General features: G+C 65.0%; 14 protein-coding genes and 2 pseudogenes. 6 read left to right on the top strand and 10 right to left on the bottom strand.

From position 1 onward, the window contains the following. The 5 genes from FV226_RS24165 to FV226_RS24145 all read right to left on the bottom strand — a co-directional run. On the bottom strand, positions 1-406 hold a 406-nt coding region (locus tag FV226_RS24165; protein WP_246691720.1), incomplete at its 3' end, for a patatin-like phospholipase family protein. Between the two features lie 65 nt (positions 407-471). Then, on the bottom strand, positions 472-1059 hold the full coding sequence (locus FV226_RS24160) for a TetR family transcriptional regulator (protein WP_147764913.1): 588 nt from the start codon (positions 1057-1059) through the stop codon (positions 472-474). Continuing rightward, positions 1059-4154, bottom strand: coding sequence for an efflux RND transporter permease subunit (locus tag FV226_RS24155; RefSeq protein ID WP_147764912.1), 3096 nt, complete (start codon positions 4152-4154; stop codon positions 1059-1061). The genes FV226_RS24160 and FV226_RS24155 overlap by 1 nt, the downstream gene beginning before the upstream one ends. An 87-nt stretch (positions 4155-4241) precedes the next feature. Then, positions 4242-5315 carry an efflux RND transporter periplasmic adaptor subunit gene (locus FV226_RS24150; RefSeq protein ID WP_147764911.1) on the bottom strand — a complete coding sequence of 358 codons (1074 nt, stop codon included), beginning with the start codon at positions 5313-5315 and terminating at the stop codon, positions 4242-4244. After that, complete coding sequence (locus FV226_RS24145) at positions 5312-6370, bottom strand: efflux RND transporter periplasmic adaptor subunit (protein ID WP_147764910.1); 1059 nt, start codon at positions 6368-6370, stop codon at positions 5312-5314. Before FV226_RS24145 ends, FV226_RS24150 begins: the two co-directional genes overlap by 4 nt. Positions 6371-6601: 231 nt before the next feature. Here FV226_RS24145 and FV226_RS24140 point away from each other — a divergent pair, with 231 nt between their 5' ends. From FV226_RS24140 to FV226_RS24130, 3 genes are all read left to right on the top strand, one after another. Then, positions 6602-7246, top strand: a complete 645-nt coding sequence (locus FV226_RS24140) for a TetR/AcrR family transcriptional regulator (protein ID WP_147764909.1) — start codon at positions 6602-6604, stop codon at positions 7244-7246. Between the two features lie 20 nt (positions 7247-7266). After that, on the top strand, positions 7267-7710 hold the full coding sequence (locus tag FV226_RS24135; protein ID WP_147764908.1) for a hypothetical protein: 444 nt from the start codon (positions 7267-7269) through the stop codon (positions 7708-7710). Positions 7711-8283: 573 nt separating this feature from the next. Then, positions 8284-8859, top strand: a complete 576-nt coding sequence (locus tag FV226_RS24130; protein WP_210246542.1) for a fasciclin domain-containing protein — start codon at positions 8284-8286, stop codon at positions 8857-8859. Positions 8860-8921: 62 nt separating this feature from the next. Here FV226_RS24130 and FV226_RS24125 read toward each other — a convergent pair. Together FV226_RS24125 and FV226_RS24120 are read right to left on the bottom strand one after the other, a co-directional pair. Continuing rightward, positions 8922-9095, bottom strand: a pseudogene (locus tag FV226_RS24125) (transposase); the annotation flags it as partial. 307 nt (positions 9096-9402) lie between these two features. Then, positions 9403-9765 (bottom strand): cytochrome c family protein, encoded by a 363-nt coding sequence (locus tag FV226_RS24120; RefSeq protein WP_147764907.1) that lies wholly within the window; start codon positions 9763-9765, stop codon positions 9403-9405. A gap of 472 nt (positions 9766-10237) precedes the next feature. On the opposite strand from FV226_RS24120, the gene FV226_RS24115 reads away from it, so the two are divergent. The 3 genes from FV226_RS24115 (at position 10238) to FV226_RS24105 (ending at position 11842) form a co-directional block, all read left to right on the top strand. Further along, positions 10238-10516 (top strand): hypothetical protein, encoded by a 279-nt coding sequence (locus FV226_RS24115; RefSeq protein ID WP_147750408.1) that lies wholly within the window; start codon positions 10238-10240, stop codon positions 10514-10516. Between the two features lie 64 nt (positions 10517-10580). Then, positions 10581-11039: a DUF4149 domain-containing protein gene (locus FV226_RS24110; RefSeq protein WP_246688020.1), complete on the top strand. Its 459-nt coding sequence runs from the start codon at positions 10581-10583 to the stop codon at positions 11037-11039. Between the two features lie 167 nt (positions 11040-11206). Next, complete coding sequence (locus tag FV226_RS24105; protein ID WP_147764906.1) at positions 11207-11842, top strand: NAD(P)H-binding protein; 636 nt, start codon at positions 11207-11209, stop codon at positions 11840-11842. 217 nt (positions 11843-12059) lie between these two features. On the opposite strand, the gene FV226_RS24100 is transcribed toward FV226_RS24105, so the two are convergent. The 3 genes and pseudogenes from FV226_RS24100 to FV226_RS24090 all read right to left on the bottom strand — a co-directional run. Then, on the bottom strand, positions 12060-12398 hold the full coding sequence (locus FV226_RS24100; RefSeq protein WP_147764905.1) for a hypothetical protein: 339 nt from the start codon (positions 12396-12398) through the stop codon (positions 12060-12062). Between the two features lie 143 nt (positions 12399-12541). Continuing rightward, positions 12542-13243 carry a sigma-70 family RNA polymerase sigma factor gene (locus FV226_RS24095; protein WP_147764904.1) on the bottom strand — a complete coding sequence of 234 codons (702 nt, stop codon included), beginning with the start codon at positions 13241-13243 and terminating at the stop codon, positions 12542-12544. Positions 13244-13567: 324 nt separating this feature from the next. Continuing rightward, positions 13568-13685, bottom strand: a pseudogene (locus FV226_RS24090) (IS5/IS1182 family transposase); the annotation flags it as partial.

Raw genomic sequence — 13685 nt, 5'->3', positions numbered from 1 at the left:
CACCGCTCGTGTAGATCTCGGTAAGGACCGGGTCGTAGGCCGCCCCGAGGAAGGCGAACGGCGCGATCAGCGCTCCGGTGCTGACGCCCGAGACGAGGGAGAACTCGGGCCGCGTTCCCGCCGCCGACCAGCCGTTGAGAACCCCCGCCCCGTAGGCGCCGTCGCCGCCGCCGCCCGAGAGGGCCAGGTATGTGAACGGTCTCGAACGCGGCGGCCGGGTCCCCATGAAGGTGGCGTACCGTTCCAGGGGGACGTCGGCGAAGATCCGTGCGCCGGGAATGCCCGCCACCTCGGCCGCTGCGGATTCACTCGCGGTGTAGGGCGTCCGCGGAAGCGAGGCGCAGGCCCCGAGACTCGACAGGGCGGTCGCTGCGACGACGGCCCGTATCCGGCCTGCGAATGGCATGGTCTTAATCGTAAGCCTCTCGCTCACCCTCGACAGAGGGTCGGTCACGCGCGCACTCGGCCGGTTCAGACTTGGGCCAGCCGCAGAAGGTCCTGCAGGGCCGCGGCCAGCCCGGCCGGGTCGGCCGGTCCGAGCCCAAGGGCGATGGCAAGCCAGGAGCCCTCGACGAGAGCTCGCACGGCGTCGGCACGGCCCGGTTCGATGCCGTTCAGGTCCGGGTCCAGCCATGCGTCGGAGAAGCCCTGCCACCGGCGGAGCGCCTCCGGGTCGGCAAGCAGCGCCGCCAGGATGACGGGCCGGTCGCAGGCAGGGTCCGGCGCGACGAGGGTCTGGACGTAAGCTCTCAGACGACGTCCTCGCGGATCGGGATCGGCGGCCGAGAGACGGAGCAGGTCCCGCTGAAGCCGGGCGATGAGGTCATCCAGCAACGAGGCCCGCAGCCTCGCCTTGCTGGGGAAGTGATGGAGGAGCCCGCCCTTGCTGGTGCGCGCCTCCCGCGCGACAGCCTCCAACGTCAGCGCCTGCACGCCGTGGCGCAGGAGTACGCGGGAAGCGGCCTGGAGGAGCCGCTCCTTGCGGTCCGAGCCCTTCCGGGCGCGGATCGGCGATGCTGGCGGCGTGGCCGATGCCATCGGGTCGTGGGCCACGAGCATCACGCCGGCACCTGTCCGTGGCCATGCGGGTCCGCGGCCGGCTCCGCCTTTCCTTCGCCCTGACCGGGCTTGATCCGGTACCAGCCGACATACAGGGCAGGCAGGAAGAACAGGGTCAGGAAGGTGCCGGCGATGATGCCGCCGATCATGGCGTAGGCCATCGGCCCCCAGAAGATCTCGCGGGCGATGGGGATCATCGCGAGGCTGGCGGCGGCGGCGGTGAGGAGAATGGGCCGCATGCGATGGCAGGTCGCCTCGACCACCGCGTCCCACCTCGGCATGCCCGTCGCCTCGTACTCCTCGATCTGTGCGACCATGATCACCGAGTTGCGGATGATGATGCCGATGAGGGCCAGCACGCCGAGGATGGCGACGAATCCGAGCGGCGCCCCCGAGGGCAGAAGGGCCGCCACGACGCCGATCAGGCCGAGGGGCGCGACGCTGACCACCAGGAAGAGCTTCTGGATGCTCTGGAGCTGCACCATGAGGAAGAAAGCCATGGCGAGGAGCATCACGGGCGCCACGGCCGCGATGGGACCGGCACCCTTCCCGCTTTCCTCGACCTCGCCACCCGTCGCGAGGACGTAGCCCGGGGGGAGCGTCTTACGGAACGCCTCGATCTCGGGCTTCAGGGCGGCCACGACCGTGGCGGCCTGCGTGGCGTCCTTGATGGTGGCCTTGATGGTGATGGTCGGGAGCCGGTCGCGCCGCCAGACGATGGGTTGCTCCAGAGCGTACCGGATCTTGGCGAAAGCCAGCAGCGAGACGGTGCTACCGTTGGGGAGCGGGACCTGCAGGCTCTTCAGCGTATCGATGGAGTGCCGCTCGGCGGCCTGGGCGCGGCTGACCACGTTCACGAGATAGATCGAATCCCGGACTTGGGTGATGCTGCCACCGCCCACGACCCCATTGAGGATCGTGGCGATGTCCTTCGAGGTGATGCCGAGCTGGCGGGCCTTGTCCTGCAGGATCTCGACCTTCAGCACCTTGCCGGGCTCGTTCCAGTCCAGCGTCGGGACGGACAGGCTGGCGTTCGCGGCGACGATGTTCGACAGCGTCATTGCCGACTGGCGCACCACCTGCAGGTCGGGACCGCCGATCCGGTACTGGATCGGGCGTCCGACCGGCGGCCCGATGTCCAGTGGGTGTACGAAGACGTCGGTGCCGACGAAGTCCCGCTTCGCAACCTCGCTCAGGCGAGCGATGGTGCGACCGCGCGCTTCCAAGGAGGCCGTCTCGATGACGATCTGGCCGAAGAAGGCATTGGCGAGCTGCTGATCCAGCGGAAGGTAGAACCGGACCGCGCCCTGTCCGACGTAGGACGTCCAGTGCCGGATCTCGGGATCGCCCTTCAGCACGCTCTCGAAGCGGTCCATCTGCGCCTGCGTCTCGCCGATGCTGGCGTTCTGCGGCAGCGTCATGTCGACGAGGACCTCAGGGCGATCCGAGGACGGGAAGAACTGCTGCTGCACGAAGCCGAGGCCATAGACGGAGGCCCCGAGCAGCGCGACGCAGAACGTCACCGTCAGCCAGCGATGGCGCATGGCGGGTAGGAGCAGGGCGCGGAAGGCCGAGAGCGTGCGGCTCGGCTTGTCGTGGTGGCCCTTGATCGTCTTCGGCAGGATCTTCACTCCGATCAGAGGGGTGAACGCCACGGCCACCACCCATGAGACGAGGAGCGAGACCGCGATCACGACGAAGAGCGAGTAGGTGTATTCGCCCGCCGACGAGCCGTTGAAGCCGATGGGGATGAAGCCTGCCACCGTCACGAGCGTGCCCGTCAGCATCGGGAAGGCGGTGGAGGTATAGGCGAAGACCGCAGCCTTCTGCAGGCTGTCGCCGACCTCCAGACGCGCGACCATCATCTCGACGGAGATCATGGCGTCGTCGACGAGGAGGCCGAGCGCGATGATGAGCGCGCCGAGCGAGATGCGCTGGAGCGTCACCCCCATGGCGTCCATGATCACGAAGGTGATGGCCAGCACCAGCGGGATGGAGAGCGAGACCACGAGGCCGGCGCGCCACCCTAGGCTGATGAAGCTCACCGCCAGTACGATCACCACCGCCTCGACCAGAGCCTGGACGAAGCCTCCCACGGCCTCCTCGACGATCTTGGGCTGATCGGAGACGAGGTGGATGCCGACGCCCGCGGGCAGATCCGCTTCCAGTTCGCGCATCTTATCCTTCAGCGCCTCGCCGAAGTGCAGGAGGTTGGCGCTGGCCTGCATGGCGACGGCGAGCCCGATGGCGGGCTGGCCGTCGTAGCGGAACAGCGCCTCGGGCGGATCGGTGAAGCCGCGGGAGATCTCGGCTACGTCCGAGAGCCGGAAGAAGCGGTCGTTGATTCGAAGGTTGATGGCCTTCAGGCTGTTCTCGTCCGTAAACTGCCCGCCGACGCGTACGCTGACCTGCTCGGGCCCGGCCTGGACCACGCCCGAGGGCTGGACGGCGTTCTGGGCCTGGAGGGTGTTGATGACGCTCTGCATGTCGATGCCGAGCGCGGCGAGCTTGCGCACCGAGAAGTCGAGGTAGATCACCTCATCGCGCGCGCCCAGGACCTGGGTCTTGCCGACGTTCTCCACGGCCAGGACGCCGGTGCGCACCTGCTCGACGTAGTCGTGGAGCTGACGCATCGAGAGGCCGTCCGAGGTGAAGGCGTAGACGTTGCCGAACACGTCGCCGAACTCGTCGTTGTAGCCCAGCGGCTGGACGCCCTGCGGGAACGTGCCCTGGATGTCGCCGAGGCGCTTGCGCACCTGGTAGAACAGCCACGGGATGGTTTTGGGGGGCGTGGTCTCGCGAAGGTTGACGAACACGGTTGTCTGGCCCGGGGTCGTGTAGCTCTTCGTGTAATCGACCGCGTTGATCTGCTTGACCTCCTTCTCGATGCGCTCGGTCACCTGTTGCAGCGTCTCGTCGATGGTGGCGCCCGGCCAGCGGGCCTGGACGACCATGGTCTTGATCGCAAAGGCCGGGTCCTCCTCGCGCCCGAGCTTGGTGTAGGCCATGGCCCCGGCCAACAGCGCGATGGCCATGAGGAACCAGATGAAGGACCGGTGGGACAGCGCCCATTCCGAGATGTTGAAGGATTTCATCGGCGCATCCTTGCGCGGCTCGACAGGTCCGGGACCCGCGGGTGAACGGAAAGGGCGATTGGAGGGGAAGACCGCGGCGGATCGGGCCTAGAGGTCGGTCTCGGGAAGCCGGACGGCCTGGCCCTCGGTGAAGCCGTGGACGCCGGCGACGGCGACCTTCTCGCCGGCCTTGAGACCGGTCCCGACGAAGGCGCGACCCTCCTCGCGTTCCAGGATCGTGACCTCGCGGCGGTTTATGGTCCTGCCGTCCGGGGCGACGACCCAGACCGCGGCGTGGCCGTCGTCCTCGACGAGGGTCGTCAACGGCACCGGGAAGCGCGGAGAGACCGGCCGCTCGAACGCGACCGTGACGGTATTGCCGAGGCGGAAACCATCGGGCGGATCGATCAGGGACATGCGCACGCGTCGCGTCCGGGTCGAGGCTTCGGCCAGGGGACCGATCTCGCGCACGCGGGCCCTGGCGGTGACCTCGGGAACCTCCTGGAGCCTGACCGTGAACTCGATGTCCTTCGGCATTTCGCCGATCAGATCGTCCGGGATGTCGACCACGGCCTCGCGCACGTCGGGACGCGCCATCGTGACCACCACCTGCCCCGGCGGGACCACCTGCCCGACCTCGGCGCTCCACGCCGTGACGACGCCGTCGAAGCCCGCGGTGAGCGTGGCGTAGCCGAGCTCGTCCGTGGCCTTCTGCAGGGCGGCCTTGGCCTGGGCCAGCCGGGCGTCGGCGGTGTCGCGATTGGCCACCGCCCCGTCGAGCTGGGCCTGCGTCACGGCGCTGTTGTTCTCGAACAGGATGCGTTGCCGCCCCTCGGCGGCCGAGGCGTTCTTCACTTGCGCCTGGGCATCGGCCACGTCGGCGCGGGCCCGCACCAGGGCGAACTGCTGCACGGTGGGATCAAGGGCGGCAAGCCGCGTGCCCTTGGCGACTTGGTCGCCGACGAAGACGTCGCGGGCGACGATGCGACCGCCGATCCGGAAGCCGAGTTGGCTCTCGTAGCGAGGCTGGACCGTGCCCGCGAAGGGGCCGAAGGTCCGGGCTTCCTCCAGTGCCACGGTCGTCGTCAGGACCGGGCGGACCGGCGGCGGGGCCTCGGCCTTCTGCTCCTTGCAGCCCGAAAGGGCGACGAGGGCGGCGATGGGGAGGACGAGGCGTCTCACGGCGTGCCCTTTCCGGCGACGGTGACCTTTCGGCCCGGTGACAGGAACTGGATGCCGGCGGTGACGACCTCCTCGCCGGGCTCGACGCCACCGGCGAGGACGATGCCCGAGCCTTCGTAGCGGTCGATCTCGACGGGCTTGGGCGACACGCTCCCCGTTCCCGGGTCGAGGACCCACACCGCCGACGCGTCCTTCCATCGGAAGAGCGCGCTCCACGGCAGCGTCACCGCATCCCGCGGGCGCAGGCGGGCACGTCCGAGCACCACCGCCCCCAGCGACATCCCGGCCGGCACCGCGTCGAGACCGATCTTCACGCGGACGCCGCCGGAGTTCGTGTCGACGGTGGGGGAGATCTCCCGCACGGTCCCGACTGTGGTCACGCGCGGGTCGGCCTGGAGCGAGACGTCGACCTTCCGGCTCTCGGGGGGCGGCTCCAGCAGGATGGTCGGGACCGTGAAGACGGCGTCGCGGCTTCCGTCCTGCGCCAGCGTGAACACGGTCTGGCCAGAGGAGACCACCTGGCCTGCCTCCGCGCTGCGGGCTGTGATGATGCCGGCCACGCCGGTCCGAAGCTCGGTGTAGGTGAACTGCTCCTTGGCCGTACCGAGGGCCGCCCGGGCCGAATCGACCGACGCCTGCGTCGTTCGAAGCTGCTGCTCCGCCCCGTCGTAGGTGGTGCGGGTGGTGTAGCCGCTCTTCATCAGGGTCTGCTGGCGCTCGAAGTTCACCTTGGCCTGTATAAGGAGCGCCTCGGCGGAGTTGAGAGCGGCCTGGGCGGTGTCGACGTTGACCTGTTGCTCCTGCGTCTCCAGCCTCGCGATGACCTGGTCGGCCCGGACATGGTCCCCGACCTCGGCCAGGCGCTCCGAGATCTTGCCGGTCACGCGGAAGGAGACGTTGGACAGATACTTCGCCTGGATGTCCCCGCTCAGCACCACGTCCTCCGAGACCGGGGCGCGGACCGCGGTGACCGTCTTCACAGAGACCGCCTCGGTCGCAACCGCATCACTTGCGACGAGCAGCGCCACCGAAAGAAGGGTCAGGCGGGTCATCATGGGATCGGGCTCCGTATCACCCGCGTGGACGGGGGGGGCGAAGGAGCGGCTGCGAGGGGGCGAAGCAGCCGCTCCTTCTCGGCCGTCGCTCCCGGGGGGCGACGGCCATTCCGGTGCCCCTGGATGGGGCGAAGGGGTTGTCCCGTACGGCCACGCGGCCATGAAGGCGACGCGCTTGCCGGGATGCCCATGATCTACTAATAACTAACCAGTCAGTCAACAGGGAATGAGATGAGCAAGGCGGCGGTGGGACCGAGGCAGAGGCGCAAGGAAGCGCGACCGGGCGAGATCCTGGAGGCGGCGTTCGAGGAGTTCGCCCTCAAGGGCTTCGCTGGGACGCGGGTCGACGACGTGGCCCTTCGCGCCGGGATCACGAAGGGCACGGTCTACCTCTACTTCCCGAGCAAGGAGGATCTTTTCGTCGCCACCTTCAAGGAAATGGTGCAGCCCACCCTCGACCTACTCGCCAGCTTGGCGACCAATCCGAAGGGCCCGGCGATGGAGATCCTCCGGGCCTACTTCCGGTTCGTCTACGACGCCCTGGTCCATGACCGACGCGGCCGGGAGTTGCTCCGGCTGCTGCTAGCCGACGGGACGCGCTTTCCGGAACTGGCTGTGCGGTGGCACGACGAGGTCATCGGGCCGGTGAACGCCCGGTTGGCCGCCGTCCTCGCCTACGGTGTGGAACGCGGCGAATTCCGGCCTGTCGCCGCTAGCGAGTTCCCGAACCTGATGATGGCAGCGGCCGTGTCCGCCTCGATCTGGCGCACGCAGTTCGGGGATGCCTACCCCATGGATATGGCCGCCTACTTCGACGCCCACCTCGACATGCTTGAACGGACCCTCGTCGTCGGTCGCGCAGGCGAAGGTCGCTGAGATTCGATCAGGAGGACGTCATGGAAATCGCGGTCCTTACGGCCGCCACCGGCTTGGCCGGCTCCCTCGTGGGCGCGGCCTCGTCGCTGGTGACGACGTGGCTGACCCAGAACGGCGCGCGCAAGGCGCAATGGCAGGCACAGGAAGCGGGAAAGCGCGAGGCGCTCTACGACGAGTTCATCGCCGAGGCGTCGAAGTGTCTGGCCGACGCGATCACGCACGATCCGGAGGGGCCGGAGGTGGTCGTCGGCATGTTTGCCATCATCGGTCGCATGCGCCTGAGATCGACACGTCCGGTGATCGAGGCGGCCGAGCGGCTGCTGTCGCGCGTGGTCGACATCTACGCCTCGCCGAACCTGACCTTCGCCGAGATCCAGGACAGGATCAGACAGGGGAAAGACGCGGACCCCCTCGCCGACTTCGGCGAGACCTGCCGACGGGAACTCGAAGTTCTTCGCCTTTAGCGCGCTCCCGAAAACGCAGTGGCGGGTGCCGTAATAGATCTGATGCGAGAAGAACATCGAAAAATAGCAGTACAATTCTTCCAATCTACGATCTCGCATAATTTCAAATAGAGGCATTGTTTACTAATTAATCTTGGCGGCTACAATCGATGGTTCGCATATAATTTAGGCGGATACACGATAAGCATGTCGTGTCCCATTAAACGCGGGGATCGCACGCCTTCAGTTAAGCGCTGCCGTCACCAAACAGTTCCAGTTCGGCACGACCCCAATATCGTCGACCTCGCGGGACATGGATTGAAGAGAGCACTGGGCTTCTCATTCAGAGTCGCCGATAGCCCTCAGTCCCTATCGAACGTCCGATCTGAAAAGGCCTCCGTGTCACGGCTATGGCAGCGCAACGATATCGCCCCAAGCGGGCCACGCTGATTTTCCCCTTGATGCTGGGGCAAACAGTGAAAAAAAAGCGTCGAGGAATTCTGTCGGCGCCTGTGATTGTTTTGAAACTTCTCTTCGTAGAAGGCCGTAGCGAGCGATGACCCCGCATGACGGGGTCGGAACTCGGAGATACGCATGACTCGCATGTTCAAGGTCGCAAGCCTCACCGTCGCCATGGCGCTCACGGGCGTCGGCGCGTTTGGCTCAGCGGCCCAGGCGGCGGAAGAGAAGACGGTGATGGTCGGTGGGGCGCCGATGTACCCGTCGAAGACCATCGTCGAGAACGCGGTCAACTCGAAGGACCACACCACCCTGGTCGCAGCCGTCAAGGCTGCCGGCCTCGTTGACACGCTCTCCGGCAAGGGTCCGTTCACCGTGTTCGCGCCGACCAACGCCGCCTTCGCCAAGCTCCCGGCCGGCACGGTCGACACGCTGGTCAAGCCGGAGAACAAGGCCACGCTGACCAAGATCCTGACCTACCACGTGGTGGCCGGCACGATGACGGCGGCCGATCTCCAGAAGGCGATCAAGGCCGGCGGTGGAAAGGCCATGCTGAAGACGGTCGAGGGCGGCAGCCTCACCGCCGAGGAGAAGGGCGGTAAGATCGAGCTCATCGATGGCAAAGGTGGCATGTCCACTGTCACCATCGCGGACGTGATGCAGTCGAACGGCGTTATCCACGTCGTCGACACCGTCCTGATGCCGAAGTAGCCTTTCGTAAGGCCACGCCAGGCTGCCCGGACCTCGTCCGGGCAGCCTCCTCAACCGCACTACTGCCTGCGCCGTCGAAACGCCGGCACGCCTATGCCGACAAATTGCTTCTTCCAACAGTAAAACGTCGGCTCGGACGCGCCCATCTTCCGGTCAACCTCGTCCACCGTCTGACTGTTCTCCGCATGCCGCAGGGCAAATGCGATCTGGTCGTTCCTGCAGCGTTTGCGAGGCATAGCGTCCACCCTCCTCCAGGGCTCAGGATGCCTGAAAAAATTGCACTTAGTGCGGACCAGTTTGCTGGGTCAGGGTTACCGCCGCGTCGCTGCCGGCCATCAGCGCGGCCAGAGCATCAAAGGAAATCTCGGTCAGTTCATCCTGAACCACCATCGCTCACAAGGCAGCGATGCCTCCCGCCTGTTGCGGCCTCCGATTGAGCAACCTGACGATATGGCTGCTATTGTCGAGGATGCGCGTAAGCCGGCGGCCGACCTTTCCTTAGCCTCCGACTATGAAGACGTTCGGCAAGGGCTTCGGCGGCGCCTACTTCAATGTTGCCAGGTAGGCGATGACATCCGCGACCTTCTTGTCGTCCTTTAAGCCTTGATAGACCATCTTGGTGCCCTTGACTTTGTTAGCGGCAGGCCCCGTCAGCCATTCTTTAAGATTGGCCTCATCCCACGTAATGCCCGACTCTTTCAGGGCGGTGGAATAGTTGTAGCCTTCGTAGGAAGCGGCCTTGCGTCCGACGACCCCGACAAGGTTTGGCCCGACAGAATTCTTCCCGAGGGCATGGCAAGCCTTGCAGGCCGTGAAGACCTTCTCACCGGCAGCCGCATCCTGGGCGTGCGCGGAGAAGGTGGGGAGGATGATTGCAAGGGCGACTGCCAGAAGATGAGTACGCATCGGTATGGATCTCCAAGTGCGGCAGTCGACGTTCGCTCGTGACCGGCTGGGCACACCGCAGAACTTGATCCGCCAAACACACCTAGGACGGATCTGGTCACGACTGGAGAAAAGCGCATGCGGCCAATAGAAGCCAGGCCGCTGCGAATAAAATCTAACCTACCGGCTTATGAGGAGCTGTAGGCGCTAGCGGCGAGATCCAGCTCCAAGGCCTCGGTGTCGGCCACGTGCGGTGGTAAGGCGCATCGTCAACGCAGTTCGGCTTCACAGATAGCGTTGATGCAACCTGGAACGAGGTTCGCTGCCCAGCGCGGTCCACGGCAAGTCACGTCAGCTTACAAGCGGGTGCTAGCGGAAAACGCGATTGGCACTTGGATTACCGCCGCTGTGATTTTTAGCAACGCCTTTCAAATGGACATGAAGAAATAAACGTTGAATATTCTATTAACACCTTGATTGGGAGATATTCAAGATGCCAGTTCGCTTTTTACTGATTTTGATACTGGCATCGATTGCGACGCCAGCGTTGGCCTTGCAACAGCAGGATACCCTGCGCGATTGGAGTGCCGCAACGGGGGCAGATAGAGACCGCCTACTGCAGCAACTGGAGAAGTCCAGCGAAGGAAGTGCTCCGCGCAAGAATGTGCTGTCTTGTATCAATGACGCTGCAGGCATGAGTGCGCATGCCGACTTAGCGATCAGCGATGTGTTCATGGCCTGCACGAAACAGAAACCGGAAGACTCGATCTGAGCGCCGGTCAACCCTTTACCTCGTCCGCGGAGCGGAGAAGCGTTTCACGACGAAGCGAAGGGTGTTGCGGCCGGGCGAACCGAATGCCGCCCAAGAGGGCGAGTTGAAGTTATTGAGGTTTGGAACAATGCTTTCGCAAGCGGCTATCCTTGTATCGGCCCTCCTGTTCGGCGGGATGGTCCTGTACTCGTTCGGATTTGCATCGTTCCTGTTCAGCGCGCTACCAGCCGACGCGGCAGGCCCCCTCCTGCGCCGCGCCTTCCCGCATTTCTACCTCTTCGTCATAGCGTGCGCCCTTGGCGGCGCGGCGCTGACAGCTGCCATAGATACCGCGTCCGCACTCATACTGGGATTGATCGCTCTCACGGCACTGCTCGCGCGCCAAGTCCTCATGCCGGCGATCAATGGGGCGACCGACGTCGGCAATCGCACACGCTTCAAGGTCCTTCATACAGGGTCCGTCCTGGTAACCCTGGCGCACATCGTCGGGTCGTCCGCCGTGATCCTGAGACTTTCCACCTAGCCGCGTTCGGTCAGCGGTCTTCTGTAACGCCTGGTGGCATGCCAGCGAGATCTCGGGATTGCAGAACAGCTTGGCCATTGAATCGTAGACCAGCCCGTCAAGCGACCGCATGGTGCATCGGCGGTTGATCGGGTCTTGTCGCGCAACCCGCCATCCAGGAAACGACCATGGCCCACGTCCTCGTCATCGGCGCCAGCAAGGGTATCGGCCTGGAGACCGTGAAAGCGTCGCTCGCGGCGGGACACCGCGTCCGGGCCTTCGCGCGTTCGGCCACGACCATGACCCTGTCCGGCGCGGGCCTGGAGCGTTTTACGGGCGACGCGCTGAAGGCTAGCGATGTCGCCGCCGCCCTCGACGGCGTTGATGTCGTCGTCCAGGCGCTTGGGGTGCCGGTCAAGGACCTGCTCGGCCCGGTGACGCTGTTCTCGGACGCGACCAACGTGCTGGTGCCGGCCATGGAGAAAGCCGGGGTCAAGCGCCTCCTGGCCGTCACCGGCTTCGGCACTGGCGACAGCCGGGATGCCATCGGCCTGCTTCAGCGCGTCCCATTCCGTCTCGTCTTCGGCCGCGCCTACGACGACAAGGATGCGCAGGAGATACGCATCCGCAAGAGCGGCCTCGACTGGACGTTCGTTCGGCCGGGCGTTCTCACACCCGGATCGGCGATCGGCCGCTACAAGGTTCTCACCGAACCCTCGTCGTGGCGGAACGGTCTGATCGCGCGGGCCGACGTCGCCCACTTCATCGTCGGACAGGTCGATCAGCCAACCCACGTGCGAAAGGCCGTCGTCCTGATCGGCTGATCGACCTCGGCCGGTTTCAGGCATCCCAAAATTCGTAACCCGTGGCAGTCCGGTTTCATCGACCTCGGGGCGGTATTCGAGTCCGTCACGTCGGGACCTAGACAGGCCAAAGCCGCTTATGCCCGCGTAACTGCGGTTCACGGCTGCATTTCGAGATCGTTGCCGAGGTGCTGGTGATCACGGCCAAACTGAAGAAGCATGCCCGGGAACACGGGGATCAAGAGGCGGTCTTGCCACCCTTGAGCCGCTGCAGGGTACGAGCGCTTTCCTGGTCGAACTGCGCCTCTGTAAGGTCGCCGGCATCGACGCGTCGGGCCAGCTGCGTGCGATATTCCATCGCCGCCTCCTGTTCGGGGCTGAGGGGCACAGAGGAGCGCGCAGCCGCCCGGGTCCTCTCTGCCCACTCGGTGTAGGAGATGCGACGGGCATCCCGGTCGGCCTTGAGCCGGGTCAGGTCCTCCTGCATCGCGGCGGTAGGCTGAGACGTGGTCGCGGTTCCCTGGCAGGCACCGAGACCCACGGAAATCATCAGGACGACGGCGGCGACTCTGGTCATTTGAAAAATCCTCTCGCCTCGGAGGTGGGAGAGATTTTCGCGATACGTCGATGCCATAACCGCCACACTTCGGCGTGTTGCCAAAACTTCCCACATGAGGATGCCGGTCGATCCCGCTCAATGGTAGCGCCCTGATGGCAGGGTCAGGCGGCGACGTTCGCGTTGTTTAGGCCGCTAAGCCCGAGCGTCTGGGATAGATAGGCCCGTGCCCGGCTGACCCGGCTCTTCACCGTTCCGACTGCGCATTGGAGACGCTCGGCGGCCTCCTCGTAGATGTAGCCCTCCGCACCCACCAGCAGCAGCGCCGAACGTTGCGCTTCCGGAATACGGTCGAGCGTTTCACGAAGCCTTCGAAGGTTCACGACGCCTCCCTGATCGGGAAGCGCCGTGAGCTTGCCGGCGTGATTGCCATCGGCGTCCTCGACCTCGCGCTTCGCCTTGCGCATTTCGGTGTAGAACTGGTTGCGCAGGATCGTGAAAAGCCAGGCGTTCATGTTGGTGCCCTGCATGAAACGCTTGCGACTGCTCCAGGCCTTCACAAGCGTCTCCTGCACGAGGTCGTCCGCCCGGGTCGCATCGCCGATGAGCGAAAAGGCAAAGCCCCTCAGTGCCGGTACGGCCTGGATCAGGTCATCGCGGAACCAGTCACCGCCGCCGACACCAGTCGATGCCACGGCCGCCTCCAGTCGCTCGACGAGGTGGGCAAGGCGCGGCGGAAGCCCGCCATCACAGGTAACCACATAGTAAGCCTGCAACTCGCTGCCCAAGTGCCGGCGAACGTGGCTGGGAATGTCGACGTTGGCAGGGATCGACGAGGAGTCGGGACCGAGGCTGGACATGCTCATGCGTCGTTGGGGCTCCGGGGGTGGATCTTCCTTAGAGTCGCTCAAAACTGAACATCAGTGAAACGAAATCCTGCTTATGGTTCATCATCCCATGGGCTGGGGGGAGGCAGTCCGAGGTCAGTACACGGTCTGTCCCAACAGTCAAAGTCGGTTTGGCGCGACCACAAAAACAGACTTGGTAGTAGTGCCTGCACCGTCGATACCGCATCCTAATCTTACGAAGTTTTTATCCGGCGGTTAGTCGCTTGCTTATGTCCCTCCAAATTCTGATCGATTAACCGAAACGGATCTTACACCCACATCAAACGCAACTCCTAGGGCGTGTCATCGCTTGAGCCAATCGAGGGCGGCTGCGAGGGAGAGGACGCCCATGAAGCTGACGGCAGTCTTCTCGTAGCGGGTGGCGATGGCGCGCCACTCTTTGAGCCTGGCCCAGAGGCGC

It is taken from the genome of Methylobacterium sp. WL12 (genome assembly GCF_008039475.1).
Lineage (GTDB): Bacteria > Pseudomonadota > Alphaproteobacteria > Rhizobiales > Beijerinckiaceae > Methylobacterium > Methylobacterium cerastii.
Note: the sequence above shows the minus strand (reverse complement) of the source record. Positions and strands in the feature narration are given on the sequence as shown.